General features: G+C 72.4%; 9 protein-coding genes. 7 read left to right on the top strand and 2 right to left on the bottom strand.

Features of this window, described 5'->3' with window-relative positions; genetic code table 11:
* Window positions 1-265: 265 nt before the first annotated feature.
* The 7 genes from V1260_RS03105 (at window position 266) to cobA (ending at window position 10,053) form a co-directional block, all read left to right on the top strand.
* Window positions 266-2,014, top strand: a complete 1,749-nt coding sequence (locus V1260_RS03105; RefSeq protein ID WP_329745336.1) for a nitrite/sulfite reductase — start codon at window positions 266-268, stop codon at window positions 2,012-2,014.
* Complete coding sequence (locus V1260_RS03100) at window positions 2,011-2,889, top strand: phosphoadenylyl-sulfate reductase (protein ID WP_329745335.1); 879 nt, start codon at window positions 2,011-2,013, stop codon at window positions 2,887-2,889. Before V1260_RS03105 ends, V1260_RS03100 begins: the two co-directional genes overlap by 4 nt.
* Window positions 2,886-3,812 carry a sulfate adenylyltransferase subunit CysD gene (gene cysD, locus V1260_RS03095; protein WP_329745334.1) on the top strand — a complete coding sequence of 309 codons (927 nt, stop codon included), beginning with the start codon at window positions 2,886-2,888 and terminating at the stop codon, window positions 3,810-3,812. Before V1260_RS03100 ends, cysD begins: the two co-directional genes overlap by 4 nt.
* Complete coding sequence (locus tag V1260_RS03090) at window positions 3,812-5,137, top strand: sulfate adenylyltransferase subunit 1 (RefSeq protein ID WP_329745333.1); 1,326 nt, start codon at window positions 3,812-3,814, stop codon at window positions 5,135-5,137. The genes cysD and V1260_RS03090 overlap by 1 nt, the downstream gene beginning before the upstream one ends.
* Before the next feature lie 202 nt (window positions 5,138-5,339).
* Window positions 5,340-8,015 (top strand): nitrite reductase large subunit NirB, encoded by a 2,676-nt coding sequence (gene nirB / locus V1260_RS03085; protein WP_329745332.1) that lies wholly within the window; start codon window positions 5,340-5,342, stop codon window positions 8,013-8,015.
* Window positions 8,015-8,431 carry a nitrite reductase (NAD(P)H) small subunit gene (locus V1260_RS03080; protein WP_329745331.1) on the top strand — a complete coding sequence of 139 codons (417 nt, stop codon included), beginning with the start codon at window positions 8,015-8,017 and terminating at the stop codon, window positions 8,429-8,431. Before nirB ends, V1260_RS03080 begins: the two co-directional genes overlap by 1 nt.
* Entirely contained in the window at window positions 8,428-10,053 is a 1,626-nt protein-coding gene (gene cobA / locus V1260_RS03075; RefSeq protein WP_329745330.1) for a uroporphyrinogen-III C-methyltransferase, read from the top strand. Before V1260_RS03080 ends, cobA begins: the two co-directional genes overlap by 4 nt.
* A gap of 123 nt (window positions 10,054-10,176) precedes the next feature.
* Here the strand turns inward: cobA and ilvD are convergent, their stop codons facing one another.
* Window positions 10,177-12,009, bottom strand: a complete 1,833-nt coding sequence (gene ilvD, locus V1260_RS03070; RefSeq protein ID WP_329745329.1) for a dihydroxy-acid dehydratase — start codon at window positions 12,007-12,009, stop codon at window positions 10,177-10,179.
* A gap of 92 nt (window positions 12,010-12,101) precedes the next feature.
* Window positions 12,102-13,793 (bottom strand): alanine/glycine:cation symporter family protein, encoded by a 1,692-nt coding sequence (locus V1260_RS03065; protein WP_329745328.1) that lies wholly within the window; start codon window positions 13,791-13,793, stop codon window positions 12,102-12,104.
* Window positions 13,794-14,178: the final 385 nt, after the last annotated feature.

Genomic DNA, 14,178 nt, shown 5'->3' with positions numbered 1-14,178 from the left:
CGACCGGGGGCACGAAAAAGCCCCTCCGCCTGGGGCTCAGGGAGGGGCGCGGTGACGTGCTCGAAGGACGAACGGGCGTCAGCCGCGCTCGAGAACTACGAGGATGTCGAGATGCATGGCGACAGCATAGGCCCTCACCCCCGCCGAGCCACCCCGGTCCGGGATGCGAGACGTCCGATGCCCGCGCATGACGCGGGAGTGCCGTGCATGACACCGGATGACCAAAGCGTTTGTAATTGCCTCCATTACTCGTCATTCTGTGGGCATGGAGTCGACCGATCTCAGCACCCGTCCGCCCGCCGACGGAGCTCCCGCGCACGCCGCCCCACCGCGGGTGCGCCCCTCCCGCTCGGGCAAGCCGCAGGGGCAGTGGAAGGTCGACGGCACGGCGCCGCTGAACCCCAACGAGGAGTTCAAGGCCGCGGACAACGGGCTCAACGTGCGCGCCCGCATCGAGGAGACCTACGCCCGCGAGGGCTTCGACGCGATCCCCGGTGACGACCTCCACGGCCGCTTCCGCTGGTGGGGCCTCTACACCCAGCGCAAGCCCGGGATCGACGGCGGCCGCACGGCGCAGCTCGAGCCGCATGAGCTCGAGGACCGCTACTTCATGCTCCGCGTGCGCACCGACGGTGCCGCCCTCTCCCCCGCCGCGCTCCGCGTGCTCGGCTCGATCTCCACCGACTTCGCCCGCGGCGCGACCGACCTCACCGATCGCCAGAACGTGCAGTACCACTGGATCGAGATCGAGGACGTGCCCGAGATCTGGCGCCGGCTGGACACCGTCGGCCTCGAGACCACCACCGCGTGCGGCGACACCCCGCGCGGCTTCCTCGGCAGCCCCGTCGCCGGCATCGCCGCCGACGAGATCATCGACCCCACCCCGGTGATCGCCGAGATCAAGCGCCGCTACATCGGCGACCCCGAGCTCGCGAACCTGCCGCGCAAGTTCAAGACCGCGATCACCGGGCACCCCAGCCTCGACGTCGCCCACGAGATCAACGACATCTCGCTCGTGGGCGTGGTCCACCCCGAGCTCGGCCCCGGCTACGACCTCTGGGTGGGCGGCGCGCTCTCCACCGCCCCGCGGCTCGGCGAGCGCCTGGGCGTCTTCGTCACCGAGGAGCAGGCACCCGACGTGTGGCACGGCGTGGTGCGGATCTTCCGCGACTACGGCTTCCGTCGCCTGCGCAACAAGGCGCGGCTGAAGTTCCTGCTCGCCGACTGGGGCACGGAGCGGTTCCGCGAGGTGCTCGAGTCCGAGTACCTCGGCTACGCCCTCCCGGACGGTCCGGCCCCCGCCCCGGCCACCGGGCCGGGCGACCACGTCGGCGTGCATCTCCAGAAGGACGGCCGCTCGTACATCGGCGCCGCCCCCACGGTCGGCCGGATCCGCGGCGACCTCCTGACCCGCCTCGCCGATCTGGTGGAGGAGGTCGGCGCCGACTCCGTGCGCCTGACCGCCTTCCAGAAGCTCGTGGTCCTGGGCGTCCCCGCCGACCGCGTCCAGGACGCGGTGGAGGGCCTCGAGGCCCTCGGGCTGCGCACCCGGCCCAGCGCCCTGCGCCGCTCGACGATGGCCTGCACCGGCCTCGAGTTCTGCAAGCTCGCGATCGTGGACACCAAGGACACCGCGACGGCGGCGGTCGACGAGCTCGAGCGCCGCCTCTCAGACGTCGAGCCGCGCCTCGGACAGCCGATCAGCCTGCACCTGAACGGCTGCCCCAACTCCTGCGCCCGCATCCAGACGGCAGACATCGGGCTCAAGGGACAGATCATCACGACCGACGACGGCGAGCAGGTCCCGGGGTTCCAGGTCCATCTGGGAGGATCGCTCTCAGCACCCGGTCTCGAGGGGCCCCAGCTGGGGCGCACGCTGCGCCAGCACAAGGTCGCCGCCACGGAGCTGCCGGACTACGTCGAGCGCGTCGTCCGCCGCTTCGCGGACGGTCGCACCGACGGGGAGACCTTCGCAGCCTGGGCGCACCGTGCCGAGGAGGAGGAGCTGCGATGACCACGACCGAACGCGCCCACCAGGACGAGGGCTCCGCCGAGACCCCCGAGGAGCGGATCGCCCGCCTGCGCACCCTCGCGGCGAAGGGCGCCGAGCGCTTCGCGGCCCTCGAGGCGGAGCTCGGCCCCGATGAGCTCGCCGACGCCGCGGCTCGGTGGGCCGCCGAGACGTTCGGGGACTCTCTCACGGTGGCCTGCTCGATGGCCGATGCGGTGCTCCCCCACGTCGTCGCCGCCCACCGCCCCGGCGTGGACGTGCTCTTCCTCGACACCGGCTACCACTTCCCCGAGACCCTCGCGACCCGCGACCGTGTCGCCCGCGAGCTCGACGTGACGGTGGTGGACGTGCTGCCCGAGCGCACCGTCGCCGAGCAGGACGCCGAGCACGGCGCGAAGCTCCACGACCGCGATCCCGCGTCCTGCTGCGGCATGCGGAAGGTCGCCCCCCTGAAGAAGGCGCTCGGCGGCTACGACGCCTGGGTCACCGGCGTGCGCCGCGACGAGGGACCGACCCGAGCCGGCTCCCCCGTGGTGACCTTCGACGAGGCCTTCGGGCTCGTCAAGATCAACCCGCTCGTCACCTGGTCCTACGATCGGCTCATGGCGTACTCGCGCGAGCACTCCCTGCCGGAGAACCCGCTGCTGCACCAGGGCTACCCGAGCATCGGCTGCGCCCCCTGCACCCGTCCCGTCGCCCCTGGCGAGGACCCCCGCGCCGGCCGCTGGGCCGGCACCCAGAAGACCGAGTGCGGACTCCACCCCGGCGACGGCGGCACCGAAGCGGACCCCGCCGCGGGATCGTCGGCTGGATCCGCCCCGGCCATCCGCACCGCCCCCGTCCTGATCTCCCTCAGCCCCACCCAGGAGGACCGATGACCGCCCTCGCCCCCGCGCCGCGCGTGGACGCCCCGGCCGGCCTGCTCGACGCCCTCGAGGCCGAGGCCATCCACATCATCCGCGAGACCGTCGCCGAGCTCGAGCGTCCCGTCATGCTCTTCTCCGGCGGCAAGGACTCCGTGGTGATGCTGCACCTCGCCGCGAAGGCGCTGTGGCCCGCCCCGATCCCCTTCCCGGTGCTGCACGTCGACACCGGCCACAACTTCCCCGAGGTGATCGAGTTCCGCGACCGGACCGTCGCCGAGATGGGCGTCGAGCTCCTCGTCGCCTCCGTGCAGGACTATCTCGACGACGGTCGCCTCGAGGAGCGCGCCGACGGCACCCGCAACCCGCTGCAGACCATGCCGCTGCTCGACGCGATCGAGGAGCACCGCTTCACGGCGGTCTTCGGCGGCGGCCGCCGCGATGAGGACAAGGCCCGCGCCAAGGAGCGCATCATGAGCCTGCGCTCCGCCTTCGGGCAGTGGGACCCCAAGAACCAGCGGCCCGAGCTCTGGCACCTCTACAACACCCGTCACCGTCCCGGCGAGCACGTGCGCGTCTTCCCGCTGTCGAACTGGACCGAGCTGGACGTGTGGCGGTACATCGCCCGCGAGCAGATCGAACTGCCCTCGCTGTACTACGCGCACGAGCGTGACGTCGTCGAGCGCGACGGCATGCTGCTCAGCCCCGGCGACTGGGGCGGCCTGCGCGAGGGCGAGGAGACCACCCGGCGCACGGTCCGCTACCGCACCGTCGGCGACATGTCCTGCACCGGGGCCGTGCTCTCCGAGGCCTTCGACGTACAGGCCGTCCTCGCCGAGGTCGCCGCCAGCACCATCACCGAGCGCGGCGCCACCCGGGCGGACGACCGGATCTCCGAGGCCGCCATGGAGGACCGCAAGAAGGAGGGCTACTTCTGATGACCACCGCCGATCTGCTCCTCGCCCCCGAGGGCACGGGCGCGGGCCATCCCGGCCCGACCCTCCTGCGCCTCGCGACCGCCGGCAGCGTCGACGACGGCAAGTCGACTCTCATCGGCCGCCTGCTGCACGACACGAAGTCGGTCTTCGCCGACCAGCTCGCCTCCGTCGAGGCGGCCAGCCGCCAGCGGGGCTGGAAGGGCGAGCTTGCCGATCTCGCACTGCTCACCGACGGCCTCCGCGCCGAGCGCGAGCAGGGCATCACGATCGACGTCGCCTACCGCTACTTCGCGACCGCCGAGCGCTCCTACGTCCTGGCCGACACCCCCGGGCACGTCCAGTACACGCGCAACACGGTCACCGGCGCCTCGACGGCCGACGTCGTCGTGGTGCTCGTCGACGCCCGCAACGGCGTGGTCGAGCAGACCCGCCGCCACCTCGCGATCTCGGCCCTGCTGCGCGTCCCGCACGTGCTCGTCGCGCTCAACAAGATCGACCTCGTCGACGATCCGCAGGCCGTCCACGCGCAGGTGAGCGCCGACCTGGGCCGCATCGCGGACTCGCTCGCGCTGCGCGACCTGCACGTCGTCCCGGTCTCCGCGCTGCACGGCGACAACGTCGTGACCCGCTCGGAGCGCACCGCCTGGTACGAGGGGCCGACGCTGCTCGCACTGCTCGAGACCCTCCCCCCGGGCGCCGACCAGCGCGAGGGCGACCTGCGCCTGCCCGTGCAGCTCGTGATCCGCCCGCAGCACGGCGCGGTGGACCCCGCGCACGTGGACTACCGCGGCTACGCGGGGCTGATCACCTCCGGCACCGTCGCGCTCGGCGATCCCGTCACCGTCGCCGGCTCCGGCCGCTCGACGACCGTGACCGGTATCGACGTCGCCGGCTCCCCGGTCGAGCAGGCCGCGGCGGGTCTCTCGGTCACGCTGCGCCTCGCCGACGAGCTGGACATCTCTCGCGGGGACGTCCTCGCGGGCGGCGCCGCCCCCTCCCCCACGGACACGACCGAGGCGGTGCTCTGCTGGCTCGCGGAGACCCCGCTGCGCGAGCGGGCCCGAGTGCTCGTCAAGCACGGCACCCGCACCGTGCAGGCGCGCGTCTCGGCGATCACCGAGCGCCTCGACATCGAGTCGCTCGAGACCGTCGCGGCCGACCAGGCGGAGCTCAACGACCTCGTGCAGGTGCAGCTGCAGCTCGCCGAGCCGTTGCCGCTCGAGCCCTACGCGGCGACCCGCGACGGCGGCTCGTTCCTCGTGATCGACCCGCAGTCCGGCACCACGCTCGCCGCGGGCATGGTGCAGGCCCGGCTGCGCGCCTGACGCTCCGCTCCCCCGCTGTTCCGGCGCCGGGCCGGCATCGGTCGCCTCACGGCCCCGCGCCGGGCGCGCCGTCGCCTAGCGCGGGGCCCGGCGCATCACCTCCACGGGACCGGTCCAACGTCCGAAAGTCCCTGCGCACAGCGCTCGGTTCCACGTACGGTGGCTCTTGTCGATCCCCTGGAAAGAGGCACGTGAGCTGAGCATGAGCACCCCCGGACACTCCCCCCTTGCCCCCGCCCCGGAGCAGCACCCGCTGGCCGGCCAGCAGCTCGTCGTCGTCGGCGGCGGCATGACCGGCCACCGCTTCGCGGCCCGGCTCCGCGCCGCGGATCCGGACGGCGACTGGACCCTCACCGTGATCGGCGAGGAGCCGCAGCGGCCGTACGACCGCGTGCACCTGTCGGACTGGTTCGATCATCGCCGCGAGGACCTCCTGTCCCTCGACACCGGCGTGTGGGACGACCCCCGCATCACGCTCGTCACCGGCGACAAGGCCGAGTCCCTGGACCGCTCCGCGCACACCGTCACCTGCGCCTCCGGCACCGTCCACGAGTACGACCGGCTCGTGCTCGCGACCGGCTCCTGGGCCTGGGCGCCGCGCGCCGAGGGCAAGGACCTGCCCGGCTCGTTCAGCTACCGCACGGTCGCGGACGTCGAGTCCCTCGCCGCCTGGGTCGCCGAGCGCGGCGAGACGCTGGGCCGCGAGGTCCGCGGCGTCGTCGTCGGCGGTGGCGTGCTCGGCCTCGAGGCCGCGGCCGCGCTGCAGGGCCTCGGCGCCCACTCGACCGTGGTCGAGTTCGCGGACCGCCTCATGGCCGTCCAGCTCGACGACGGCGGCGGCGAGATGCTGCGCCTGCTGATCCAGGACAAGGGCATCGACGTGCGCACCGGCGTCGGCGCGACCGCGTTCCGCCCGGCCGAAGACGGCGCGATGGGCACTGCCGAGCTCACCGACGGCAGCGAGCTGCCCGCGGACATCGTGGTCTTCTCCACCGGAATCCGCCCCCGCGACCGGATCGGCCGCGAGGCCGGGCTCGTGATCGGCGAGCGCGGCGGCGTGGTCGTCGGCGAGAGCTGCCAGACCTCCGACCCGGACATCTGGGCGATCGGCGAGTGCGCCTCCTTCGACGGGGTGTGCGCGGGCCTGATCGCCCCCGGCAACGACATGGCCGACGTGGTCGTGGACCGCTTCCTCGGCGGCGCCCGTACGCACTCCCGCGCCGAGGACGGCACGAAGCTCAAGGGCGTCGGCGTGGACGCCGCGGCCTTCGGCGACGTCAACGCCATGACCCCGGACGCGCTCGAGGTGTCCTTCGTCGACCCGGTCCACCGCCAGTACCGCAAGCTGGTGCTCTCCGACGACGCGACGATCCTGCTCGGCGGGGTGTTCGTCGGCGACATCTCCCTGTACTCGCAGCTGCGGCCGCTGACCGGGCGCGCCCTCGGGGCGGACCCGTCGGCCGTGATCGCCCCCGAGGGCGGCGGCGACGCGCTCGCGGGCGCCGAGCTGCCGGATGACGCCGTCGTCTGCTCGTGCAACAACATCGCCGCGGGCGCCGTGCGCCACGCGGTCAACGAGCAGGGCTGCCACACCGTCGGCGCGATCAAGGAGTGCACGACCGCCGGCACCGTCTGCGGCTCGTGCGTCCCGACCCTCACGAAGATCCTGAACCAGGAGCTCGCGAAGAGCGGCATCGAGGTCTCCCGCGCCCTGTGCGAGCATTTCGACCACTCCCGCGCCGAGCTGTACAAGCTCGTCGAGGAGGGCGGCCAGGAGACGTTCACCGAGGTCGTCGCCGCGCACGGCACCGGGGCGGGGCGCGGCTGCGCGGTGTGCCGCCCGACGGTCGCCTCGATCCTGTCCTCGCTCGGGGCGCTCGCGGGCAAGCGGCACAACCCCGTCGGCCGCCAGCTCGGCTCGCTCCAGGACACGAACGACCACGTCATGGCGAACATCCAGAAGGACGGCACCTACTCGGTCATCCCCGCGATGCCCGCCGGCGAGGTCACCCCGGAGAAGCTGCTCGTCTTCGCGCAGGTCGCGAAGGACTACGGCCTGTACGTGAAGGTCAACGGCGCCCAGCGGATCGGCATGTTCGGGGCGCGCCTCGAGCAGCTGCCCGAGATCTGGGAACGCCTCGTCGCAGCCGGGTTCCAGTCCGGCCACGCCTACGGCAAGTCGCTGCGCATGGTGAAGTCGTGCCTCGGCACGAACTGGTGCCGCTTCGGCGTCGGAGACTCGACCGCGATGGCCGCCCGCCTCGAGGCGCGCTACCGCGGCCTGCGCTCCCCGCACAAGCTGAAGATCGGCGTCTCCGGCTGCGCCCGCGAGTGCGCCGAGGCCCAGGCGAAGGACGTCGGCGTGATCGCGACGCACCGCGGCTGGAACCTGTACGTCGGCGGCAACGGCGGTGCCCAGCCCGCGCACGCCCAGCTGCTCGTCGAGGATCTCGACGACGAGACGCTGCAGCGCTGCATCGACCGCTTCCTGATCCTCTACATCCGCCAGGCGGACAAGCTCCAGCGGACCGCCCGCTGGGTCGAGGAGTACCCGGGGGGCATCGCCGAGCTGCGACGCGTGGTCGTCGAGGACTCCCTCGGCATCGGCGAGGAGCTCGAGGCCGCGATGCAGCGCCACGCCGACTCGTACGTCGACGAGTGGGCCGAGGCGGTCAACGACCCCGAGCGCCGCGCCAAGTTCGTGTCGTTCATCAACGCCCCGGACCTGCACGACAAGAGCCTGCGCTACGTGATCGAACGCGAGCAGATCCGCCCCGCGCGTCCCGAGGACGATCCGGCCGACACCTTCCCGACGCCGCTCGCGGCGAAGGAGCACGCCCTCGCGGGCGCCGCCCATCTCTCGCAGGAGGACCAGTGATGACCGCCCCCGCCGACTCCCTCGTGGCGATCTGCCCGCTCGAGGCCCTGACCCCGGAGCGGGGCTCGGCCGCGCTCCTGCCGGACGGCACCCAGATCGCGGTGTTCCTGCTGGATGACGGCAGCGTGCACGCCGTCCAGCAGCACGACCCCTACTCGGGATCGAACATCCTCTCCCGCGGCCTGGTCGGAACCCACCGGCTCACGGTCGAGGGCGAGGACGCGGAGAGGCTCGTCCCCACCCTGTCCTCCCCCATGTACAAGCAGACCTGGGACCTCTCGACGGGAGCCGTCATCGATGCCGGCGGCGGTGCGAAGAAGCCGATCCGGGTGTTCGACGTCGAGGTCCGCGACGGTCAGGTGCACGTCGCTGCGGCCCCGCGCCCGGGCACGGGGCCGCAGGATGACGAGGCGTGAGCGGGCAGCCCGCGTCCCACCCTGCTGAGGACCCACAGGTCGAGGCCCGCCTGGTCGAGGCTCGCCTCGAGCCCGGGACCGTCGCCCTCGTGGGCGGCGGCCCCGGCGCGTGGGACCTGATCACGGTGCGTGGCCTGACGCTGCTGCGCCAGGCCGACGTGGTGGTCGCCGACCGGCTCGGCCCGCGTTCCCTGCTCGATGAGCTCGCGGACGACGTCGAGGTGATCGACGTCGGCAAGCGGCCCGGCGCGCATCCCCTCTCCCAAGAGGAGATCGGGGCGCTGCTCGTGCGGCTCGCGCAGGACGGGCGCCGGGTGGTGCGCCTCAAGGGCGGGGATCCGTTCGTGCTGGGCCGCGGCGGCGAGGAGGTCCTCGCCTGCCGCGCCGCCGGGATCGACGTCCAGGTCGTGCCGGGCGTGACCTCGGCCCTCGCCGGTCCCGCGGCTGGCGACGTGCCCGTCACCCAGCGCGGCACCGCCGTCGCCGTGCACATCGTCAACGCCCACGGCGACCTCGGCCCCGCGGACCTCGCGGCGCTGGCCGACCCGGGCACGACGACGGTGCTGATGATGGGGGTCGGCTGGTTGCCGCGCCTCGTCGCCCAGGCGCTGCTGAACGGCGTCGACCCCGCCACCCCGGTGGCGGTGGTGCAGGAGGCGACCCTCCCGACCCAGCGGACGGTGCGCGGCACCCTCGCGGACATCGAGCGGGTCGTCGAAGGCGCCGGCATCGGGCATCCCGCGGTGATCGTGGTGGGGCGCACCGCTGCGGAGGGCTTCCTGCACCCGGAGCAACTCGCCGCCGCGGCCGACGCCCCGGCGCACGGCGCGGGGCGCGAGGCCCTCGCGGAGGGTGCGGAGATCGCCGAGGGCCTGCCCGCCGACGGTCTCCCGACGCCCGTCGCTCCCGGCACGGCGCCGGTGCTGATCGGCTGCTCCCACGGCACTCGCTCCCGCGAGGGCCGCGACGTGCTGCGCGCCCTGCTGACCCGGATCGCCGCACACGCCCCGGGTCCCGTGCGCGAGGCGTTCGTGGACGTGCAGGCCCCCGACGTCGCGGCCGTGGTCGCCGCCCATGCGGAGCTCGCCGAGATGCGCACCCGGGAAGCGGAGACGGTGCAGGCCGTGGTCGTGCCGCTGCTGCTCTCCGTCGGCTATCACGTGAAGGACGACATCGGCGGGGCGGTCGCGGGCCGTGCCGCGACGGCCACCGGACCGCTCGGCCCCGATCCGCGCCTGGCCGAGGTGATGGCGCAGCGCCTCGACGACGCCGGGCTGCGGGACGGCGACGCCGTGGTCATGGCGGGCTCCGGCACCCGCGATCCGGAGGGTGTCGCCCAGGTCGAGGAGGCGGCGCGGCAGCTCGCCGCGCGACTCGGCCGGGAGGTCACCGTCGGCTTCGCCTATGCCGCGACGCCCTCGGTCGCCGACGCCGTCACCGCGGCGCGCGCGGGGCTGGCCGACGGGTCGCGGGTGGTGGTCGCGAGCTATGTGCTCGCCCCCGGCCACTTCCACGACCTGGTCTCCGGTGCCGGGGCCGATGTGGTCGCCGCACCCCTCGGCGACCACGAGCTCGTCGCCGAGATCGCGCTCGAGCGCTACGAGGCCGCGCTGGGGGCCTGAGCCGGCGGCCCTCCCCCACAGACGTGACGGCGGGGGACCCGCGAGCCCCCTCCGGGCCTCGCGGGTCCCCCGCCGTCATCGCGTCCGGGCGCGACCGTCAGACTGGCGCCGCGCGCCTCGCTCTCAGTCCAGCGGGCGGCGGGTCGCGCCGTAGGTCGCCGAGCGCACCAGGTGCGCGTAGACCTTCAGGGCCTGGGAGACCTGGCGCTCGCGGTGCTCGGGACGCCACGGCAGCGGTCCCTTCTTCTCCCGGCGGCGGGCGATCTCGTCGCCTGGCACGTCGAGCTCGAGCAGGCGCTTGTCGACGTCGATGATGATCCGGTCGCCGTCCTCGATGAGGCCGATCAGCCCGCCCTCGGCCGCCTCCGGGGAGATGTGGCCGATGGAGACGCCGCTGGTTCCGCCGGAGAAGCGGCCGTCGGTGATCAGCGCGCAGGTCTTGCCGAGGCCTCGCCCCTTGAGGAAGGAGGTGGGGTAGAGCATCTCCTGCATGCCGGGACCGCCCTGCGGGCCCTCGTAGCGGATGACCACCACGTCGCCGGCCTTCACGGTCTTGTCCAGGATCTTCTGGACCGCCTCCTCCTGGGAGTCGCAGACCACGGCGGTGCCCTCGAAGTGGAAGAGGTCCTCGGTGACGCCCGCGGTCTTGAACACGGCGCCCTCGCGGGCGAGGTTGCCCTTGAGCACCGCGAGGCCGCCGTCCTTCGTGTACGCGTGCGGGACGGAGCGGACCACGCCGTTCTCGGCGTCGAGGTCGAGCTCGTCCCAGGTGTTCGTGGTGGAGAACGCCTGGGTGGTGCGCACCCCGCCCGGAGCGGCGTGGAACAGGGCCTCGGCCTTCTTCGAGGCCTTCCCGCCGCGCACGTCCCACTCGTCCAGCCAGCTCTGAAGGTCCGGGGAGTGCACGGTGTGGACGGTGTGGTCCAGCAGCCCGGCCCGATCCAGCTCGCCGAGGATCGCCGGGATACCGCCGGCGCGGTGGACGTCCTCGACGTGCGCGGTACCGTTCGGCGCGACCTTGGACAGGGTCGGCACGGACCGGGAGATGCGATCGATGTCGTCGAGGCCGAAGTCGACCCCGCCCTCGATCGCGACGGCGAGGATGTGCAGGATCGTGTTGGTCGAGCCGCCCATCGCCACGTCCATCGCCATGGCGTTGGAGAAGGCGGCCTTGGTGGCGATCGAGCGGGGCAGGACCGACTCGTCGTCGTCCTCGTAGTAGCGCTTGGTGAGCTCGACGATCTTCCGCCCCGCCTCGAGGAAGAGCTCCTTGCGGAAGGCGTGGGTGGCGAGCGTGGTGCCGTTGCCGGGGAGGGAGAGGCCGAGCACCTCCGTCAGGCAGTTCATGGAGTTCGCGGTGAACATGCCCGAGCACGAGCCGCAGGTCGGGCAGGCGTTCTCCTCGACCTCGGCCAGCTGCGCGTCGGTGATCGAGTCGTCCGCCGACAGCGACATGGCGTCGACCAGGTCCAGGCGGTGCTCGGTGACGCCCTCGACGGGCTTCCCGGACTCGGACGGACCGCCGGAGACGAAGATGACCGGGATGTTCAGGCGCATCGCGGCCATGAGGTGCCCGGGGGTGATCTTGTCGCAGTTCGAGATGCACACCAGCGCGTCCGCGGTGTGGGCGTTGACCATGTACTCGATCGAGTCGGCGATGACGTCGCGGCTCGGCAGCGAGTAGAGCATGCCTCCATGGCCCATCGCGATGCCGTCGTCGACCGCGATGGTGTTGAACTCCTTGGAGATGCCGCCGGCCTCCGCGATCGAGCTCGCGACCAGGTCGCCCAGGTTCTTGAGGTGGACGTGGCCGGGCACGAACTGCGTGTACGAGTTCGCGATCGCGATGATCGGCTTGCCGAAGTCGCCGCTCGTCATACCGGTGGCGCGCCAGAGGGCGCGGGCGCCGGCCATGTTGCGGCCGTGGGTCGAGGTGCGGGAACGGAGCTGAGGCATGCGCCGAGTCTACTCTCCGAGATGCGAGATGGGGATGTCAGCATCCGGACGTGGACAGTGCGGCCGAAGCCCCTGCTGCGTCCCCGTCGGACTCAGGTGCCGGCGGGCGCGGGGGTCCGCGCCTCGCCCTCCGGGTCGGGCTCCTCGCCCCAGCCCTCGTAGTCCGTCTCCCCCATCGGCGAGGCGAGGTCGTCGTCGTGGTGATCGGCGCGGACGGGGAAGTCCGGGTCCTCCGCGAGCTGGCGGTGCAGCTCGGCCAGACGCAGCTCCTCGGTGAGGGTCAGGCGCTCCTCGGCGGCGACCTGCTCCGCGGTGGGCTCATGATCGCCCATGCCGACCTGCAGCGCGGGCTCGACCTCGGTCAGTGCGCCGACGCTCACGCGGTACTTGTGGCGCAGGATCTCCAGGCGCAGGGTCCGCGCGAGGAAGTAGATGCCGAGCAGGTTCGGGATGGACATCAGGAAGAACATCGCGTCGGAGAACGCGATGACGGAGTCCAGGGAGATCGCGGCACCGACCACGACGGCGAGCACCCAGGCGATGCGGAAGCCGTTCTGCACCAGCGCCGAGCTGCCGAAGAGGTACTTCGCGCTGAGCTCGCCGTAGTAGGCGTACGCGAGGATGGTCGAGAAGCCGAAGAGCACGACTGCGACGGTGAGCAGCACCGGGAACCAGTCGGCGACGGTCGCGAAGGCGCTCGCGGTGAGGGCCACGCCGTCCTCGCCGCCCTCGCGATAGGCCCCGGTGATCACCACGGCGAGCGCGGTGAGCATGCACACGCCGATCGAGTCGATCAGCGGCTCCCACAGGGCGGTAAAGCCCTCGGTCGCCGGCTCCTTCGTCTTCGAGGCGCTGTGGGCCATACCCGCCGTGCCGATGCCGCCGCCGTTGGAGAACAGGGCGCGCTGGATGCCGACCACGGCGACGCCGACGATGCCGCCGGTGACCCCGTCGGCCGTGAAGGCGCTGGTGACGATGGTGGAGATCGCCCCGGGCAGTGCCCCGATGTTCAGGACGATGATGGCGAGGGTGCACGCCACGTACAGGACGGCCATGGCCGGGGTGATCGCGGAGGTCCACTGCGCGATCTTCTTGACGCCGCCGAGGACCACCATCGCGGTGACGACCGCCATGACCGCGCCGATCAGCCACTGGTTCGCACCGAGGAAATCGCTGCCCGTGGAGGAGGCGACGATCGCGGCCACCTGATTGGCCTGGAAGAGGTTGCCCGCACCGAAGACGCCGAACAGCGCGAAGATCGCGTACATCACCGCGAGGACGCGCCCGAGGCGCTTCCGGCCGATCTGCGCCAGGCCGTCGCGCAGGTAGTGCATCGGCCCGCCTTCGGTGGTGCCGTCGGGGTTGATCGTGCGGTACATGACGCCCAGGGTCGCCTCGGCCATCTTCACGCTCATCGAGAAGAAGCCGAAGATCGCGATCCACAGCGCGGCGCCGGGTCCGCCGACGGTGATCGCGATGGCCACGCCCGCGATGTTGCCGAGGCCGACGGTGCCGGAGAGCTCCGTGGCCAGGGCCTGGAAGCTGGAGACCTGACCGGGGTCGGTCTTGGCGGTGTAGCGGCCGCGGATCACGCCGATCGAGTGCTTGAGGCCCGTGATCGGCTGGAAGCGGAGCCAGACGGTGAGGAAGACCGCGCCCGCCATGAGCCAGACGACGATGATCGGCACGCCGCCGAAGATGGGGGCCTCGTAGAACACGACGGCACTGAGGACAGCGGCGATGGGGCCGAAGATCGTCTCGACGACGGCATCGATTCCAGACATCGGGCGGGCACTCCTTCGGCGGGGTCACCGCCTGCTCGGTGATCGGGGACGCAGCACCGTGAGGTCAGTGCCTGCGGCATGCGACAGATGAATGTACCGAGGAGTAGTCGCCGCCCCGCGGCCCGCGCATCGCGCCGACGGCCAGCGGGAAGGCCTGCATGACGTGGACTTTCGCCGAACCGAACGTGCCGATCGTCGGACAATCCGCCGCGCAGATTCGTGACCTTCTGTTGACCTTCGGAGTGACCGACCTCATAGTTCTGCGGTCGGGAGTCCCGACGCGGCAGGGCGCGAGGTGGCGAGCTCGTCGGCCGTCGTCACCCCGGACATGCCAGGAGCGGCGAAGCCCCCCCAGCGGGGTGGTGATCCCCCTACGCGGCTCCTG

It is taken from the genome of Brachybacterium sp. J144 (assembly GCF_036321705.1).
Classification (GTDB): Bacteria; Actinomycetota; Actinomycetes; order Actinomycetales; family Dermabacteraceae; genus Brachybacterium.
Note: the sequence above shows the minus strand (reverse complement) of the source record. Positions and strands in the feature narration are given on the sequence as shown.

Excerpts from the sequence above, each read along its gene's own strand:
- V1260_RS03100 (WP_329745335.1), top strand. The coding sequence starts at position 2,011 with ATGACCACGACCGAACGCGCCCACCAGGACGAGGGCTCCGCCGAGACC.
- V1260_RS03080 (WP_329745331.1), top strand. The coding sequence starts at position 8,015 with ATGACCGCCCCCGCCGACTCCCTCGTGGCGATCTGCCCGCTCGAGGCC.
- V1260_RS03105 (WP_329745336.1), top strand. The coding sequence starts at position 266 with ATGGAGTCGACCGATCTCAGCACCCGTCCGCCCGCCGACGGAGCTCCC.
- nirB (WP_329745332.1), top strand. The coding sequence starts at position 5,340 with ATGAGCACCCCCGGACACTCCCCCCTTGCCCCCGCCCCGGAGCAGCAC.
- V1260_RS03065 (WP_329745328.1), bottom strand. The coding sequence starts at position 13,793 with ATGTCTGGAATCGATGCCGTCGTCGAGACGATCTTCGGCCCCATCGCC.
- ilvD (WP_329745329.1), bottom strand. The coding sequence starts at position 12,009 with ATGCCTCAGCTCCGTTCCCGCACCTCGACCCACGGCCGCAACATGGCC.
- cysD (WP_329745334.1), top strand. The coding sequence starts at position 2,886 with ATGACCGCCCTCGCCCCCGCGCCGCGCGTGGACGCCCCGGCCGGCCTG.
- V1260_RS03090 (WP_329745333.1), top strand. The coding sequence starts at position 3,812 with ATGACCACCGCCGATCTGCTCCTCGCCCCCGAGGGCACGGGCGCGGGC.